Annotated in this window: 16 protein-coding genes; 8 read left to right on the top strand and 8 right to left on the bottom strand. The window is 70.8% G+C overall.

Annotated elements, in window-relative coordinates; all coding sequences use genetic code 11:
* Positions 1-100 precede the first annotated feature (100 nt).
* From OG440_RS20055 to OG440_RS20035, 5 genes are all read right to left on the bottom strand, one after another.
* On the bottom strand, positions 101-181 hold the full coding sequence (locus OG440_RS20055) for a putative leader peptide (RefSeq protein WP_351007875.1): 81 nt from the start codon (positions 179-181) through the stop codon (positions 101-103).
* A gap of 227 nt (positions 182-408) precedes the next feature.
* The gene (locus OG440_RS20050; protein ID WP_406008174.1) at positions 409-1,146 is read right to left on the bottom strand and encodes a DUF2993 domain-containing protein; all 738 of its coding nucleotides are present in this window, start codon (positions 1,144-1,146) and stop codon (positions 409-411) included.
* 153 nt (positions 1,147-1,299) lie between these two features.
* Entirely contained in the window at positions 1,300-2,799 is a 1,500-nt protein-coding gene (locus tag OG440_RS20045; protein WP_406008173.1) for a hypothetical protein, read from the bottom strand.
* Position 2,800: 1 nt separating this feature from the next.
* Entirely contained in the window at positions 2,801-3,055 is a 255-nt protein-coding gene (locus tag OG440_RS20040) for a MoaD/ThiS family protein (RefSeq protein ID WP_406008172.1), read from the bottom strand.
* A gap of 37 nt (positions 3,056-3,092) precedes the next feature.
* Complete coding sequence (locus tag OG440_RS20035; RefSeq protein ID WP_406008171.1) at positions 3,093-3,932, bottom strand: alpha/beta hydrolase; 840 nt, start codon at positions 3,930-3,932, stop codon at positions 3,093-3,095.
* 203 nt (positions 3,933-4,135) lie between these two features.
* On the opposite strand from OG440_RS20035, the gene OG440_RS20030 reads away from it, so the two are divergent.
* The 8 genes from OG440_RS20030 to OG440_RS19995 all read left to right on the top strand — a co-directional run bounded on the left by OG440_RS20030 (position 4,136) and on the right by OG440_RS19995 (position 13,119).
* On the top strand, positions 4,136-4,924 hold the full coding sequence (locus OG440_RS20030) for a response regulator transcription factor (protein ID WP_406008170.1): 789 nt from the start codon (positions 4,136-4,138) through the stop codon (positions 4,922-4,924).
* 105 nt (positions 4,925-5,029) lie between these two features.
* Positions 5,030-6,052 carry a LacI family DNA-binding transcriptional regulator gene (locus OG440_RS20025; protein ID WP_389507220.1) on the top strand — a complete coding sequence of 341 codons (1,023 nt, stop codon included), beginning with the start codon at positions 5,030-5,032 and terminating at the stop codon, positions 6,050-6,052.
* A 201-nt stretch (positions 6,053-6,253) separates the two neighbouring features.
* The gene (locus OG440_RS20020) at positions 6,254-7,477 is read left to right on the top strand and encodes a S1C family serine protease (protein ID WP_406008169.1); all 1,224 of its coding nucleotides are present in this window, start codon (positions 6,254-6,256) and stop codon (positions 7,475-7,477) included.
* A gap of 29 nt (positions 7,478-7,506) precedes the next feature.
* Positions 7,507-7,716, top strand: coding sequence for a hypothetical protein (locus OG440_RS20015; protein WP_406008168.1), 210 nt, complete (start codon positions 7,507-7,509; stop codon positions 7,714-7,716).
* 119 nt (positions 7,717-7,835) lie between these two features.
* The gene (locus OG440_RS20010) at positions 7,836-8,570 is read left to right on the top strand and encodes a response regulator transcription factor (RefSeq protein ID WP_406008167.1); all 735 of its coding nucleotides are present in this window, start codon (positions 7,836-7,838) and stop codon (positions 8,568-8,570) included.
* On the top strand, positions 8,567-10,042 hold the full coding sequence (locus tag OG440_RS20005; protein WP_406008166.1) for a sensor histidine kinase: 1,476 nt from the start codon (positions 8,567-8,569) through the stop codon (positions 10,040-10,042). Before OG440_RS20010 ends, OG440_RS20005 begins: the two co-directional genes overlap by 4 nt.
* A gap of 111 nt (positions 10,043-10,153) precedes the next feature.
* Positions 10,154-12,256, top strand: coding sequence for a pectinesterase family protein (locus OG440_RS20000; protein WP_406008165.1), 2,103 nt, complete (start codon positions 10,154-10,156; stop codon positions 12,254-12,256).
* Between the two features lie 47 nt (positions 12,257-12,303).
* Positions 12,304-13,119 carry a response regulator transcription factor gene (locus OG440_RS19995; protein WP_406008164.1) on the top strand — a complete coding sequence of 272 codons (816 nt, stop codon included), beginning with the start codon at positions 12,304-12,306 and terminating at the stop codon, positions 13,117-13,119.
* Between the two features lie 93 nt (positions 13,120-13,212).
* Here the strand turns inward: OG440_RS19995 and OG440_RS19990 are convergent, their stop codons facing one another.
* From OG440_RS19990 to OG440_RS19980, 3 genes are all read right to left on the bottom strand, one after another.
* The gene (locus tag OG440_RS19990; protein WP_406008163.1) at positions 13,213-15,009 is read right to left on the bottom strand and encodes an ABC transporter ATP-binding protein; all 1,797 of its coding nucleotides are present in this window, start codon (positions 15,007-15,009) and stop codon (positions 13,213-13,215) included.
* Positions 15,010-15,098: 89 nt separating this feature from the next.
* Complete coding sequence (locus tag OG440_RS19985) at positions 15,099-15,233, bottom strand: hypothetical protein (protein ID WP_406008162.1); 135 nt, start codon at positions 15,231-15,233, stop codon at positions 15,099-15,101.
* Between the two features lie 91 nt (positions 15,234-15,324).
* Positions 15,325-15,459: a hypothetical protein gene (locus tag OG440_RS19980; protein WP_362265987.1), complete on the bottom strand. Its 135-nt coding sequence runs from the start codon at positions 15,457-15,459 to the stop codon at positions 15,325-15,327.
* Positions 15,460-15,607: the final 148 nt, after the last annotated feature.

The following is a 15,607-nucleotide window of genomic DNA, read 5'->3' as shown; positions in this document are numbered from 1 at the left end:
GCAAGAAAGAGGGTGCGCGGCCGGGTCTCGCCGGCGGCCGACGCACGGATGCCCTCGAACGAGGGCGCCGGGAGGCGCGGAAGGCCGGCGGCGCTTCCGCTCAGAAAGTGCGACAGAGCATGGCGGCGACGCGGCACAGGTCTACTGCCCGCCGCTTCGTGAGGTCCGCCTGTCGCTGCATCATGTCGACGATCGTAGGGACGGACAGGTGGGCATGTCACCAGCATGCCGAATAGTGAGATGCGATCGTCCGAATAGTGGGACAAGGGAAGCGCCCGGGCCGTCGTGGCACGGCTTCCGGGCGCTTGTGTCCGTCGTCACCTCTGCCGAACGGACGACGCCGTCTCGCCTGTCGGACGTCCGCCGTCCACCGCACGCCGGACCGGAGGACCCGGTCCGGGAGCAGCCCTACCCGGCCAGCTTGACGTTCGAACCCTTCACCGAGATGTCCACACCGTTCGTCCCCGCCTGGACCTTGTCGAGCTGGATCCCGCCGGGCAGGTCGTCGATCTTCTGCTCGAAGTCGGTGATCGAGCGCACCTCGCTCTCGGCGGCCCGCACCCCGCCGAAGCTGGGCAGCGAGTCGGCGTGCACGCGCACGGTGTCGCCCTCGACGGTGACCGTGCTGAGGACGTACACGGGCTGCGGCAGCTTGGTGCCGAGCACGGTGGCCTCGACGGCGACCTTGATCTTGCCGTTGCCGCCGTCCGAGAGACCGACCACGTTCGCGGTGACGCCCTGCATCACCTGCGTGGGCTCGGACTTCGCCGTCTTCAGCAGCTCGGCGTAGGTGATGGACGCGGTACCGGTGGCGCTGGAGGCGGTGGCGGAGCTGTAGTCGCCGGAGAACTCGACGCCCTTCATGTCCGCCTGGAGGTCGTCGATCCGGATCGACCGACCGCTGGTGCCGGTCGCCGCCTCGTAGTCCTTCATGCCGACCTCGACGTCGTCCAGCGAGCCGCCGACGACCTGGGTGAGGAACGGGAAGCCCTTGATGGATACGTCCGGGGTGGTGGCGAGGCCCTCGTGGGCCTTCAGCTTGTCGGCCACCTCACCCTCCGCGAAGTTCACGGCCAGGCGGTCCGCGAGCACGAACAGGCCGCCCAGGACCACGACGACGACCAGCAGTATTCGAAGCGCACGCATGCGGTAGTTCCCCCACCCGGATGACCTGAACGGTTCATTGACAACGGTTCAAGGTAACCCCGCGCGGAAGGGGCACCGGCGATTTGTCGATCACCTGTGACAGACCATCACCGCTCTTCACCCCTTACTCCGGCGCCACTCCCCGCGCAGGCCTCACGCCAGCGCCCGCCCGAGCACGTAGATCGCCGGTGCGGCCGCGGCCAGCGGCAGGGCCACGCCCGCCGTGAGGTGGACGAAGCGGGAGGGGTAGTCGTAGCTCGCGACCCGGTGGCCGATCAGCGCGCAGACCGCCGCGCCCGCGCCGAGCAGCGCGCCCTTGGCGCCCAGGCCGGTCATCCCGCCGACCGCGATGCCCGCACCCGCCGCCGCGAGCAGGGCCACCACGACGGAGGCCGGGGTGGGCAGCGGCAGCGCCCGGGCCAGGACGGCCACCGCCACCGCGGCCGCGCCGACCGTCACCGCGTCCGGCTCGGCGCCGAGGTGCCCGGTGGCGAGGACGGCCAGCGCGGAGGAGGCGACGGTCGCCATCAGTCCGTACATGCGCTCGTCGGGGTCGGCGTGCGAACGCAGCTGGAGCACCAGACAGAGCAGGACCCAGACGCCGAGGGTGCCGAAGATCGCGGCGGGCGCGTTCTCCCGGCCCGCCGCGAGGAGCGCCGCGTCCGAGACCAGTGCGCCCAGGAAGGCGAGCGCGATGCCCTGGCGGGCCGGCCACATGCCGTTCAGCCGGAACCAGCCGGCCGCCGTGACGGCCTGGAGCACGACGAGCGGGACGAGGAGGGCGTACGAGCCGACGGCCGCCGCGCCGGACAGGAGCAGACCGAGGAGAGCGGTGAGCGCGGCGGGCTGCATCCCCGGCTCGATGATCGGCGAACGCCCCTCCAGGCGGGCCCGCTGGGCGTCGGTGACGCGGGCGTTGCCGGCCAGGGTGGCGGGTCCGTAGGTCATGCCGGTGTCTCCGGTCGCGGGTTCCGGCACCGGCGCGGAAGCAAGGGGGGCGGCAGACGCCGAGGGCAGGTGGGAGGCCTGCTGCGGGGCCGGGGCCACCTGCCGGTCCCCCGCATGGGCGTGATGCTGCTGGGCCTGGTGGTGCGGCTGGGCGTGGTGCGGCTGGGCCTGGTTCTCCGGCGGCAGGGCCGCACGCGCCCCGGGGCCGCCGCCGTACGACGGGGTGTCGCCGTACCCGGGGCGGTCGCCGTACGCGGAGGAGTCGCCGTAGCCAGGGGTGTCGCCGTACGCGGAGGAGTCGCCGTAGCCAGGGGTGTCGCCGTACGCGGAGGAGTCGCCGTACCCAGGGGCGGTGCCATACGCGGCGGAGTCGCCGTACGCGGACTGCCGGCTGCCGTGGATCGGTGTCTCGCCGGTCTGCGGCGGCAGATAGGCGGTCTGGGCCGGGTCGGCCGGGGTGATCGGCGCCTGGACGCTCGTCTCCCAGGTCTGGCCCTGCCACTGCTGCGTGTGCTGGAGGTGGGCCTGCGGGTCCTCGTAGCCCTGCTGCTGCCCCGGCCAGGCCTGCTGCTGGGCGTGCCGGGGCTGGTGAGCCTGCTGGGGCTGATGAGCCTGCTGGGACTGCTGCTGGGCGTAGGGGTCGTCGTAACCCTCGTAGCCCTCGCGCCCCTGATAGCCCTGCTGGTCGTACGGCTGGTCGGTCATCTCACCCTCCTGCGAACGGCGGGAGCACCTCGACCGTGCCGCCGTCGGCCAGCCGTACCGTCTCATGTGCGCGGGTGCCCACGGGGTCACCGTCGACGAGGAACGAGCATCGCTGCAGGACACGCACGAGTTCACCGGGGTGTCGCGCGCGTGCGGCGTCGAGCGCCTCGGCGAGCGTGGCCGCGTCGTGCGGCTCCTCGGCGACCCCGGCCGCGGCCTTGGCGGCCGCCCAGTAGCGCACCGTGACCTTGGGCATCAGGTTCCTCTGTCGATCGGCTGTGTACACGGTCAGGCTAGCCCGCCCGCGCGACGGCCCAGTCCCCGATGCGGGCCAGCAGGCCGTCGTCGGCCGCGTGCTCGGCGTGGCCCATGCCGTGCTCCAGCCAGAGTTCGCCGTGACCGGCGGCCGCCTCGGCCAGCATCCGGGGGTGGTCGAGGGGGAAGTAACCGTCCTGGTCGCCGTGCACGATCAGCAGCGGGGTGGGCGCGATCCTCGGGACCGCCTCGACCGGGGAGAGCGGGACGGGGTCCCAGTCCCGGCGGTGGATCCGGGTGCGGAAGCCGTAGCGGCCGACCAGCCGGCCCTCGGGACGCGTGACCATCCAGTGCAGCCGGCGCATCGGGGCGGTGCCGCGGTAGTACCAGCGGGCGGGGGCGCTCACGGACACGACGGCGTCCACCGTCCCCTCGTACAGCGCCGCGTGCCGCAGGACCACGGAGCCGCCCATCGAGAACCCGACGGTCACCACGCGCGTGTGCCCGAGCGAGCGTGCCCACTCCACCGCGGCGGCCAGGTCGAGGACCTCGCGGTCGCCGACCGTCGAGTGTCCGCCGGAGCGGCCGTGCCCCCGGAAGGAGAAGGTGACGACGGCGCCGTGCCGGGCGAGGGCGGACGCCACGCGCCGCACGTGCGGACGGTCCACGTCCCCGGTGAACCCGTGGGCGACGACGAACACCGGGTGACGGGTGGATGGCGCGGAGGCGTCGTATACGGCCGCACCCGGTTCGTATACGGAATCGACGGCAATCCCGTCGGCGGTGGGCAGAAACGTCCGCAAAGGTGCGTGCGTGCCCGTCTCGGAATTCGGACGAACGGTGGAACGTGCCACATGACCTGCCGGACCGCTGCTCATGTGGGCTATTCTGCTGGACAGAGGACTCGGGCAGCGTAGCCCCCGGGTCCTTTTGTGCTTTCGGAAGCGTTGTATACGAAATGGGAACCGGGCGGGAAACGCCAGGTGACCGTAGGTGTACGGCCCCGCCGGGATCGCAGAGCAGTGCCGCAAAAGCCGCAGTGCCGCAATGTCCTCGCAGGGACCGAGGAGGAACCAGACGTATGAGTTCTCTGCTGCTCCTGACCAACGCTCTCCAGCCGTCGACGGAGGTGCTTCCGGCCCTCGGACTGCTGCTGCACAACGTGCGAGTGGCGCCGGCCGAAGGCCCCGCGCTCGTCGACACCCCCGGTGCCGACGTCATCCTGATCGACGGCCGCCGCGACCTGCCCCAGGTCCGCAGCCTCTGCCAGCTGCTGCGCTCCACCGGACCCGGCTGTCCGCTCATCCTCGTCGTGACCGAGGGCGGCCTCGCCGCCGTCACCGCCGACTGGGGCATCGACGACGTGCTGCTGGACACCGCGGGACCGGCCGAGGTCGAGGCCCGGCTGCGACTGGCCATGGGCCGCCAGCAGATCGTCAACGACGACTCCCCGATGGAGATCCGCAACGGCGACCTGTCGGTCGACGAGGCGACCTACAGCGCGAAGCTGAAGGGACGGGTCCTGGACCTCACCTTCAAGGAGTTCGAGCTGCTGAAGTACCTGGCCCAGCACCCGGGCCGGGTGTTCACCCGCGCACAGCTGCTCCAGGAGGTCTGGGGCTACGACTACTTCGGCGGCACCCGTACCGTCGACGTCCACGTACGACGGCTGCGCGCCAAGCTCGGCCCCGAGCACGAGTCGCTGATCGGAACCGTCCGCAACGTCGGTTATCGATTCGTTACCCCCGAGAAGGGGGAGCGCGCGAGTGACGACGCGAAGGCCAAGACGGACCGGTCGGAGCGGTCGAACGCGGACGATACGGACAACCGGGACGCCCTGGATGCCACCGAGGTCTCGGCGGAGGCGTAGTACCCGCCGGTAAGCCCGGCACCTGCTCGGGAAGGGCGTTGCTCGCGCACAGGGAAGCTCCTGTACGCCCTGCCCGGAGCAGGTCCATCCGCGTAGACTCCGCGCGTGGCCAAGGTGACTCGGGATGATGTGGCGCGACTGGCGGGGACTTCGACCGCCGTCGTCAGCTATGTCATCAACAACGGACCCCGGCCGGTCGCCCCGGCCACGCGCGAGCGTGTACTCGCCGCCATCAAGGAACTGGGGTACCGGCCCGACCGGGTCGCCCAGGCGATGGCGTCCCGGCGCACCGACCTCATAGGCCTGATCATCCCGGACGCCCGTCAGCCGTTCTTCGGCGAGATGGCGCACGCGGTCGAGCAGGCCGCCTCCGAGCGCGGAAAGATGGTGCTGGTCGGCAACACCGACTACGTCGCCGAGCGCGAGGTCCACTATCTGCGGGCGTTCCTCGGGATGCGCGTCTCGGGCCTCATCCTCGTCAGCCACGCGCTGAACGATCTGGCGGCCGCGGAGATCGACGCCTGGGACGCCCGGGTGGTGCTGCTGCACGAACGCCCCGAAGCCATCGACGACGTCGCCGTCGTCACCGACGACCTGGGCGGCGCCCAGCTCGCCGTACGCCACCTCCTGGAGCACGGCTACGAGTACGTGGCCTGTGTCGGCGGCACCGCGGACACCCCTTCCGTCGGCGACCCGGTCTCCGACCACGTCGAGGGCTGGCGGCGCGCGATGGACGAGGCCGGCGTCAGCACCGAGGGCCGGCTCTTCGAAGCGCCGTACAACCGCTACGACGCCTACCGCGTCTCCCTGGAACTGCTGGCGGGGCCGGACCGGCCGCCGGCCGTCTTCTGCTCCACCGACGACCAGGCGATCGGCCTGCTGCGCGCCGCGCGCGAGCTGCGCATCGACGTGCCCGGCGAACTGGCGGTCATCGGCTTCGACGACATCAAGGAAGCGGCCCTGGCCGACCCGCCCATGACAACGATCGCATCGGACCGTTCGGCGATGGCCCGCGCGGCGGTCGACCTCGTCCTGGACGACGGTCTGCGGGTCGCGGGGTCGCGGCGCGAGCGGCTGAAGGTGTTCCCGTCGCAGCTGGTGGTACGGCGGTCCTGCGGCTGCGAGTAGCCGCTCGGCCTCGGGCAACTGCGCGGGGTGCCCGCGCGGGCCTCGATGAGCCGTGCATGACTCGATGAGCCGTGTATGAGACGTCTCTGAGAGGCTTCCGCCTTCTCGGGGATCGCTCTTTATTTCGGGCATACGAGGTTCTGGCGGGCTTCTCAGGGAGCGCTCAGGGAGCTCTCATGGTCGGGCGAGAAGCTTCCTTCCATGACCGAGAGCATCCGCCGCAGCGGCGAGTACGAGAACTTCGAGAACCCGTACCAGGCCCCGTACGAGGGCGCCCAGCAGCACGCCTCCGCCCCCGTGGGCTCCTCCCCGGTGAACCCGGAGTGGCCGCCCCCGCCGGCGTACGAGCCGGTCGCGCAGCCCGCACCGCACCAGCCGGTACAGCAGTCGGCGCACCAGCAGCCGGCGGTCGAGCCCACCGCGGTGTGGCAGACCCAGGCGGCGGCCGACGGCGCCGACCACGGCGGCTACGGCGGCAACGGCGGCGGAACCGCTCTCCTCACCCCCGTGGCCTCCGAGCCCGCGCCCGCCGGGAAGAAGCGCGCCCGCGGCCCGCTCGCCCTGCTCGCCGCCGTGGCGATCGTCGCGGCGGCCATAGGCGGCGGCACGGCCTACGGCATCCAGGAGCTGACCGGCAAGGACCAGGTGGTCAACTCGTCCACCACGACCAGCGTGGTGCCCTCCAGCAAGACCGGTGACGTGGCCACCATCGCGGCGGCGGTCAGCCCGAGCGTCGTCGAGGTCAGCGCCACGCTCAGCAACGGGACGTCCACCGGCTCCGGGGTGATCATCACCAGTGGCGGCGAGATCGTCACCAACAACCACGTCATCTCCGGCGCCACCTCGATCAAGGTGTCGACGAGCGACGGGAAGTCGTACACCGCCAAGGTCGTCGGCACGGACAGCAAGAAGGACCTCGCGCTCATCAAGCTGGAGAACGCGTCCGGCCTGAAGCCCGCGACCCTCGGCAACTCCGACGGCGTCAAGGTCGGCGACACGGTCGTGGCGATCGGCTCCCCCGAGGGCCTGACCGGCACCGTCACCAGCGGCATCGTCTCCGCGCTCAGCCGGGACGTGACCGTCTCGACCGACGAGAGCCAGAGCCAGGGCGGCCAGAACGGCCAGGGCGGCGACGGCAACTGGCCCTTCCAGTTCGGCGGCCAGCAGTTCAACGGCGACACGGGTACGTCCACGACGACGTACAAGGCGCTCCAGACGGACGCCTCCCTCAACCCCGGCAACTCCGGCGGGGCGCTCATCGACGCCGGCGGCAACATCATCGGCATCAACTCCGCGATGTACTCCGCCGCGACGGACTCCTCGTCCTCCGCCGACGCCGGCAGCGTCGGCCTCGGCTTCGCCATCCCGATCAACACCGTCAAGGCCGACCTCGCCACCCTGCGGGCCGGCGGCTCCGACAGCTGACCACCCACCATCGAGCCAGGGAGTACGTCATGATCAAGCAGGTTTCGCACACGGTGACCGGTTGTGGTGCGGCCGACCTCGGCCTGGCCCTCGACGTGGCGTACGAGCTGCACCCGCCCGTCGCGCCGACCCGCGCGCCGGAGGTGGCGGCCCCCCAGTTGATGGGTCTGCGCACCACCGCGGCCCGCCCGCACCAGCGCAAGGTCCCGCTCAACCGGCTCGCGGCCATACACGGCTGATCTCACCCCAACCCACTCTTTACGCGGGCACCGGGAACCGTGCGAGGCTGAGGACACTCAGCACGTTCAGCAGGTCCAGCCTCCCGTCGTCCCACCGCACCCCCGAGGAATCCACGCCCATGAGCCCCGCCGAAGGCGACCGTGACACCCAGCGCATCCTGATCGTCGACGACGAGCCGGCGGTGCGTGAAGCACTCCAGCGCAGCCTCGCCTTCGAGGGCTACGACACGGAGGTCGCCGTGGACGGCGCGGACGCGCTGGAGAAGGCGTCGGCCTACCGGCCCGACCTGGTGGTGCTGGACATCCAGATGCCGCGCATGGACGGTCTCACCGCCGCGCGCCGCATCCGCGGGGCCGGCGACACCACGCCGATCCTGATGCTGACGGCCCGCGACACGGTCGGCGACCGGGTCACGGGACTGGACGCCGGCGCGGACGACTACCTGGTCAAGCCCTTCGAGCTGGACGAACTGTTCGCCCGCGTACGGGCTCTGCTGCGGCGCAGCTCCTACGCCGCGGCGGCCGGCGCGGCCGTGGAGGAGGACGAGGCCCTCACCTTCGCCGACCTGCGCATGGACCTCGCGACCCGCGAGGTCACCCGCGGCGGACGCCCCGTGGAACTGACCCGCACGGAGTTCACCCTCCTGGAGATGTTCATGGCACACCCGCGTCAGGTGCTCACCCGTGAGCAGATCCTGAAGGCGGTCTGGGGCTTCGACTTCGAACCGTCGTCCAACTCGCTGGACGTGTACGTGATGTACCTGCGCCGCAAGACGGAGGCGGGCAAGGAGCCGCGACTCGTGCACACCGTGCGGGGCGTCGGGTACGTGTTGCGACAGGGCGGCGCGGAGTGAGCAAGGTCATGCGGCGGTTCCGGACCCTGCCCATCCGGGCCCGGCTGTCGATGCTCGTGGCCGCCGCCGTGGCCTTCGCGGTGGCGGCGGTCTCGGTGACCTGCTGGTTCATCGTGCAGGGGAAGTTGTACGACCAGCTGGACAGTGATCTGAGCAAGTCGGCGCAGCGGCCGGTGAGCCCCACCCAGTTGCAGGCCATCCTCACCGCCTGTCCGCAGGAACCCACGGAGACGACCTTCAACGGCCTGCGGTCCCACGACAACTTCTACTCCCAGATCGTCAAGGCCGATGGGACGGCGTGCGTCTCCTCGGACTCCGCCGGCACCGTGAAGACGACGTCCGACGACAAGGACGTCATCGAGAACGCCGCCACCGGCGAAGGCATCTACCGCAACGGCACCGACACCGACGGCGACGACGTCCGGGTCCTGACCAGGCCTGTGATGGTCAGCCAGGGTATGGGCGCGCCCCAGCTGTACCCCGATGCCGCCCTGCTCGTCGCCGTCCCGCTCAAGAGCACCCAGGACACCCTGAACGACCTGGCCCTGGTCCTTCTCCTCGTCTCCGGCATCGGGGTCCTCGGCGCGGGAGCCGCCGGGCTCGCGGTGGCCCGCGCCGGACTGCGGCCCGTCGACAAGCTCACCGAAGCCGTCGAACACGTGGCCCGGACGGAGGACTTGAGCATCCGCATCCCCGTCGAGGACGACAGCGACGACGAAGTCGCCCGGCTCTCGCGTTCGTTCAACTCGATGACCGCCTCCCTCGCCAACTCCCGCGAGCTCCAGCAGCAGCTGATCGCGGACGCCGGGCACGAGCTGCGCACCCCCCTCACCTCCCTCCGCACCAACATCGAGCTCCTCACCCGCAGCGAGGAGACGGGCCGTCCGATCCCGCCGGCGGACCGCAAGGCGCTGCTCGCCTCGGTGAAGGCGCAGATGACCGAGCTGGCGTCGCTCATCGGCGATCTCCAGGAACTGTCCCGTTCGGAGGGTCAGCGCGGCGAACGCGTGCAGGTGGTCTCGCTGGAGGACGCGGTGGAGTCGGCGCTGCGCCGGGCCCGCCTGCGCGGTCCGGAGCTGACCATCACGGCGTCGCTGGAGCCCTGGTACACCCGGGCGGAGCCGGCCGCGCTGGAGCGGGCGGTGGTCAACATCCTGGACAACGCGGTGAAGTTCAGTCCCGAGGGCGGGACGATCGACGTCCGGCTGAGCCACGGGACGCTGACCGTCCGCGACCACGGTCCCGGCATCCCCACCGAGGAACTCCCGCACGTCTTCGACCGCTTCTGGCGCTCCCCCAGCGCGCGTGCCCTGCCGGGTTCGGGCCTCGGTCTCTCGATCGTCGCCCGTACCGTGGAGCAGGCCGGCGGCCAGGTCGGACTGGCCCGGGCGGACGGCGGCGGCACGGTGGCGACGGTCCGGCTGCCGGGGGCACCGACCCCTCCGCCGGAGGATCCCGCCATCACCTCGTAGCCGGCGGACGCATTTCTCCCACGTTTTTCCGTGAGGTCGGCAACCTTACCGATCCGGGCGGCGACCCAGCAGGGCACCAACTCCCCCCGCCCCGCACGGAACGGATGTCGTATGAGCGCGCACCGCAGCAGAGGCACCAGCAGGCCCCGACACCGCAGGCGCGGTACCACCCTCGCGATCGCCGTACCCCTCGCCCTCACCGCCGCCGGCACCCTCGCCTACGGCACGGACCTCGGGCTCTTCGGAGCCGACGCGCAGGCGAGTGCCTCGGCGGCGACCGCCGCCACGCCCGCCTGGGCGACCGCCACCGCCGACGGCTTCGCCTCCGTCGACGCCCTGGGCCAGAACGGTACGTACGGCGGCCGGGACGGCAAGACCGTCACCGTGAAGACGCTCGCCGACCTCGAGAAGTACGCGACCGCCGCCGAGCCGTACGTCATCGTCGTCGCCGCGACGATCACCATGGATCCGGTCGGGAAAGAGATCAAGGTCCAGTCGGACAAGACGATCGTGGGATCCGGGACCGCCGGGCACATCGTCGGCGGCGGCTTCTTCCTCGGGCAGGGCGTCCACAACGTCATCATCCGGAACCTGACGATCCGGGACGCCTACCAGGGCGTCTGGAACGACAAGGAACACGACTACGACGGCATCCAGATGGACGGCGCGCACCACGTCTGGATCGATCACAACGACATCCGGCACATGGCCGACGGGCTCATCGACAGCCGCAAGGACACGACCCACCTGACGGTGTCCTGGAACAAGCTGAGCCAGGACAACAAGGCGTTCGGCATCGGCTGGACCGACAACGTCACCGCCGACATCACGATCCACCACAACTGGATCCGCGAGACCGAGCAGCGCAACCCGTCCACGGACAACGTCGCCCACGCGCACCTGTACAACAACTTCCTGGAGGACGTGGCGGGGACGGACATCAACTCCTCGTACGGCAACTACTCGCGCGGCGCGACGAACATGGTCCTGGAGAACTCCTACTTCCAGGGTCTGACCAACCCCGTCGTCCGGGACGCCACCGCCACCCTCGTCCAGCGCGGCAACGTCTTCTCCGGCACGACCGGCAAGAACGAGAGCGGCGGTACGGGCGCCGCCTGGGACCCGAAGACGTACTACGCGTACACCCTCGACAAGACGGCCGACGTCCCGGCGCTGCTCAAGTCGGGCGCGGGCCCGCGGAGTTCGATCGGCACGACGGCGTCCACCGCGACGACGGCCACCCCGAAGGCGGCCGCCGCCACCACGCTCACCGTCGCCAAGGACGGCAGCGGGCAGTACACGACCGTGCAGGCCGCCGTGAACGCCGTACCGGCGAACAACCCCTCGCGCGTGGTGATCGCCGTCAAGCCGGGCACCTACCGCGAGCTGGTCAAGGTCCCGTCGAACAAGCCGCACGTCACCATCCAGGGCACCGGCGGCAGCCGCAAGGACACCACGATCGTCTACGACAACGCGTCCGGTACGCCGAAGCCCGACGGTTCCGGCACGTACGGCACCGGCGGCAGCGCGACCGTCGCCGTCGACGCGGACGACTTCCAGGCCCGTAACCTGACCATCTCCAACGACTTCGACGAGGCCGCCCACCAGGACATCGCCAACCAGGCGGTCGCCCTGCGCACCTCCGCCGACAAGGTGTTCCTCGACAGCGTCATCATCAGCGGCGACCAGGACACCCTGCTGGTGGACACCGCGGCCAAGGCGAAGCTCGGGCGCGTCTACGTCACCAACTCCTATGTCGTCGGCAACACCGACTTCATCTTCGGCCGTGCCACCGCGGTGATCGACAAGTCCGTCATCACCCTGAAGAAGCGCTGGAACGGCACCTCGGCCGGCTATGTCACGGCCCCCAGCACGGCCGCCGACCGCAAGGGCATCCTGATCGCCAACTCCACCGTGACCGGTGACGTGTCCGACCGGAGCTTCTTCCTCGGCCGCAACTGGCACGCGGGCGGCGACGCGACGCTCGACCCGCAGGCAACCGTCCGCAACACCTCCCTCAGCGCCGCGATCAAGACGACCCCCTGGTCCGACATGAGCGGCTTCTCCTGGAAGGACGACCGGTTCGCGGAGTACAAGAACACCGGCGCGGGCTCGGGCGCCGCGAGCACCGACCGTCCCCAGCTGACCGACGCCCAGGCCGCCGCCCAGGAGGTCGCGGACTGGCTGGGCGACTGGACCCCCACGGCCTCCTGACATCCCGCTGCCAGCCCCGCCACAGCCCCTCGCTCCACCGTGAGGGAATGGTGATACGCACGGTGAAGGAGACGGCGGCGGGGACGGCAATGGGGACGTCGGCCGAAGGAGCGGCCGGGGGGACGCGCACAGCGGGGGGAGCGGGTTCGGCGGGGAGGATCCTGCTGGCCGACTACGACGCGGACGTCCGCGAGGGACTCGGCCGGCTACTCCGCTTCGAGGGCTACGAGACCGTCCTCGCCGGAGACGGACGGCTCGCCCTCGACCTCGCCCTCGACCTCGTCGGAGCCCCCGGCAACGCCCCCGACCTGGTCCTGATGGACGTCACCATGCCGGGCCTCGACGGTCTGGCCGCGACCCGGCGGATCCGGGCCTCCGGTTCCACCGTCCCGATCCTGATGATCACCGGCCGGGACGCGGTGGGCGACCGTATCGTCGCCCTCGACCACGGCGCGGACGACTACCTGATGAAACCGTTCGCCGTGGAGGAGCTGCTGGCCCGGGTGCGGGCCCTGCTGCGCCGGGGCACGCGCTGGGTGTCCCCCGCCGCCCGGGCGGCCGCTCCCCGGCCGGCCTTCCACGACATCGCGATGGACCTGTCCTCGCGTACGGTCACCCGCGCCGCCCGCCCGCTCGACCTCACCCCCACCGAGTACTCCCTCCTGGAGTACTTCCTCCGCCATCCGGCGAAGGTCCTCAGCCGCGCCCAGATCCACAAGGACGTCTGGGGCTTCGACTTCGAACCGACGTCCAACACGCTCGACGTGTACGTCATGTACCTGCGGCGCAAGCTGGAGCAGTACGGCGAACCCCGGATCATCCAGACGGCGCGAGGGCTGGGGTACATGCTCCGGGTGGCGTGACGCCGGCGCCGCACGGCCTGCCGACGCCGCACGGCCTGCCGGTGCCGACCGTGTTGCCCGGGGGGCCGGTACCGCCGGTCGACCGGTGCTCTCTCACAGCCGCAGCACCAGCGTGTCGTCGGTGAACCGGTCACGTGGGCGGGTGGGCCGGCGCGCCGTCTCCGACCACGGTTCGACCAGCCTGGTGTAGGCCTCGCAGCGGGCCATCAGCTCGTCGTGCGTTCCCGCGTCCAGCAGCCGCCCCTCGTCCACGACCAGGATGCGGTCGGCGTCGGGGGCGAGGCTCAGATCGTGGGTGATCATGATCGTGGTGCGCCCGGACATGAGGCGGCGCAGGGGTTGGACGATCTGCCGGGCCGCCACCGAGTCGAGGCCCGCGGTGGGTTCGTCGAGGACCAGGACCGGGGCCGCGCGCAGCATCGCGCGGGCGATGGCGATCCGCTGGAGCTGGCCGCCGGAGAGGGCCGCGGTGCCGGGGGCGATGTGGGTGTCGTAGCCGTCGGGGAGAACGGCGATGAACTCGTGGGCCGCGGCCGACCTGGCCGCCCGCTCGATCTCCTGGTCCGTGGCGCCCGGACGGCCGCACTCGATGTTCTCCCGGATCGTGCCGTTGAGGACGAGGGTCTGCTGGGGAAGCAGCGCCGTGTTCTCGCGGACGAACTCCAGTGGGACGTCCGTGAGCGGGACTCCGTCCAGGCAGACGACGCCCGCGTCCGGGTCGTAGAAGCGGGTGAGGAGTTTGGAGAGGGTGGACTTGCCGGCCCCGCTCGCGCCCGTGACCAGGACCAGTTCGCCGGGACCCACGGTGAAGGTCACGTCCCGCAGCGACGCGCGGGCCGCGTCGGGGTAGCGGAAGGAGACGCCGTGCAGGCTGACCCAGCCCCGGACCGGCCAGGCGGGGACGGGAACGTCCGGGTCCTTCACCGCCGGCTCCGCGTCCAGGAGTTCCGCGATGCGTTCCGCGCCCGCCGTGGCCGCGGTGACCGTCAGGCCCAGCTGGCCGAGGCTGCGGACCGGGGGATAGAGGTAGCCGATGAACGCGGCGAAGGCGAGCAGGGCGCCGAGGGTCATCCGGCCGGCCGAGATCTCCCAGACGCCCAGGCCGATCACCGACAGGACACAGAGGGTCTCGACCACCTCGACGAACTGCTCGTACATCTCGCTCAGCCGGGCCCCGCGCACGCTGGCCCGCATCCACGCGCGGGCCTCCTTGTCGAGGCGCCGCTCCTCGTCGCGGCGGCGGTTGTACGCCTGGGTGAGCACGACGTTGCCCAGCGACTCCTCCACCACCGAGGTGATCGCGCCGTCGGCGACGCGTTCGTCCTGTGAGGCCTGCTTGATCCGGCCGGAGAAGCGGCGGGCGGCGAGGAGGAAGAGCGGGGCGAGGATGAAGGTGGCGAGGGCCAGGTCCCAGCGCAGCCACAGGGCCGCCACCGCGTAGAAGACGGCCGAGAAGCCCGCCGAGATCGTGCCGACCACGCCCGACACGACCAGCTGTTCGATGGCCTCCACGTCTCCCGTCAGCCGTTCCACCAGGTCACCGCGGCGGTGCCGCTGGAAGAAGTGGGGCGGGAGCTCCTGGACGTGACCGAAGACGTTCGCGCGCAGCCGGAGGACGAAGCGTTCCGCCGTCCAGGTGGCGAGCGAGTTGCCGAGGTAGCCGACGAGCGCGCCCAGCGCGGCGACGCCCAGCCAGGCTCCGGCCGGACCCCAGAAGGCGGCGAGCGAGCCGGCCTCGAGGGCGTTGTCGGTGAGTTCGGCGAACAGCAGGATGGACGCCGTCTCGGTGAGCGCGGACACCACCACGCACGCCACGATCACCAGCATCCATCCGCGGTCGCCGCGCGTCAGCGGCCAGAAGCGGCGGAAGGCCTCACGGGCTTCCCTCATGTCAGCAACTCCCTCGACTCCCTGTGTGTGGAGGCACGACCGAGGCGGGGCCCCGGCGCTCGCCGGTGACCCCGCCTCGTGGTGTGCCGTCAGCCCTTGTGCGAGACCGGGCGTCGCTTCGGAGCGACCTTCTTCGCGGCCTTCTTCTTGGCCGCGGGCTTCGGAGCCGGGGCGGCGGCGGTCTTGCGGGCCTTCTTGACGGGGGTGATCTTGTGGAAGCTCATGGGAAATACCTCTTCGATTATCAGGTGCCGACTATGGTGGTTTTACGCGTGGCTTATTTGTCGCGAGTTTGCAACAGCGCCGACTGTGGCATCAGCCCTTATGGGAGACCGGGCGTCGCTTCGGAGCGACCTTCTTCGCGGCCTTCTTCTTGGCCACCGGCTTCGGAGCCGGGGCGGCAGCGGTCTTGCGGGCCTTCTTGACGGGGGTGATCTTGTGGAAGCTCATGATGTTCTCCTGATGTCGTCGATGCTTTCGTTCCCTGCGTCGTTCGCTCTCTTCGCTTTCGCGTCGTTCGCTTTCGACATGGAAAACACTACGGGACGACGGAAGAAGAAAAAGCCGATTCCGCTGAGACCTCGATGAATTGAAGCTG

The organism is Streptomyces sp. NBC_00637 (assembly GCF_045161545.1).
GTDB lineage: Bacteria > Actinomycetota > Actinomycetes > Streptomycetales > Streptomycetaceae > Streptomyces.
The sequence above is the reverse complement of the archived record's forward strand: the minus strand, read 5'-3'. Positions and strand labels throughout refer to the sequence as shown.

Coding starts and splice junctions, on each gene's coding strand:
- OG440_RS20055 (WP_351007875.1), bottom strand. CDS start 181: ATGCAGCGACAGGCGGACCTCACGAAGCGGCGGGCAGTAGACCTGTGC.
- OG440_RS20050 (WP_406008174.1), bottom strand. CDS start 1,146: ATGCGTGCGCTTCGAATACTGCTGGTCGTCGTCGTGGTCCTGGGCGGC.
- OG440_RS20045 (WP_406008173.1), bottom strand. CDS start 2,799: ATGACCGACCAGCCGTACGACCAGCAGGGCTATCAGGGGCGCGAGGGC.
- OG440_RS20040 (WP_406008172.1), bottom strand. CDS start 3,055: ATGCCCAAGGTCACGGTGCGCTACTGGGCGGCCGCCAAGGCCGCGGCC.
- OG440_RS20035 (WP_406008171.1), bottom strand. CDS start 3,932: ATGAGCAGCGGTCCGGCAGGTCATGTGGCACGTTCCACCGTTCGTCCG.
- OG440_RS20030 (WP_406008170.1), top strand. CDS start 4,136: ATGAGTTCTCTGCTGCTCCTGACCAACGCTCTCCAGCCGTCGACGGAG.
- OG440_RS20020 (WP_406008169.1), top strand. CDS start 6,254: ATGACCGAGAGCATCCGCCGCAGCGGCGAGTACGAGAACTTCGAGAAC.
- OG440_RS20015 (WP_406008168.1), top strand. CDS start 7,507: ATGATCAAGCAGGTTTCGCACACGGTGACCGGTTGTGGTGCGGCCGAC.
- OG440_RS20010 (WP_406008167.1), top strand. CDS start 7,836: ATGAGCCCCGCCGAAGGCGACCGTGACACCCAGCGCATCCTGATCGTC.
- OG440_RS20000 (WP_406008165.1), top strand. CDS start 10,154: ATGAGCGCGCACCGCAGCAGAGGCACCAGCAGGCCCCGACACCGCAGG.
- OG440_RS19995 (WP_406008164.1), top strand. CDS start 12,304: ATGGTGATACGCACGGTGAAGGAGACGGCGGCGGGGACGGCAATGGGG.
- OG440_RS19990 (WP_406008163.1), bottom strand. CDS start 15,009: ATGAGGGAAGCCCGTGAGGCCTTCCGCCGCTTCTGGCCGCTGACGCGC.
- OG440_RS19985 (WP_406008162.1), bottom strand. CDS start 15,233: ATGAGCTTCCACAAGATCACCCCCGTCAAGAAGGCCCGCAAGACCGCC.
- OG440_RS19980 (WP_362265987.1), bottom strand. CDS start 15,459: ATGAGCTTCCACAAGATCACCCCCGTCAAGAAGGCCCGCAAGACCGCT.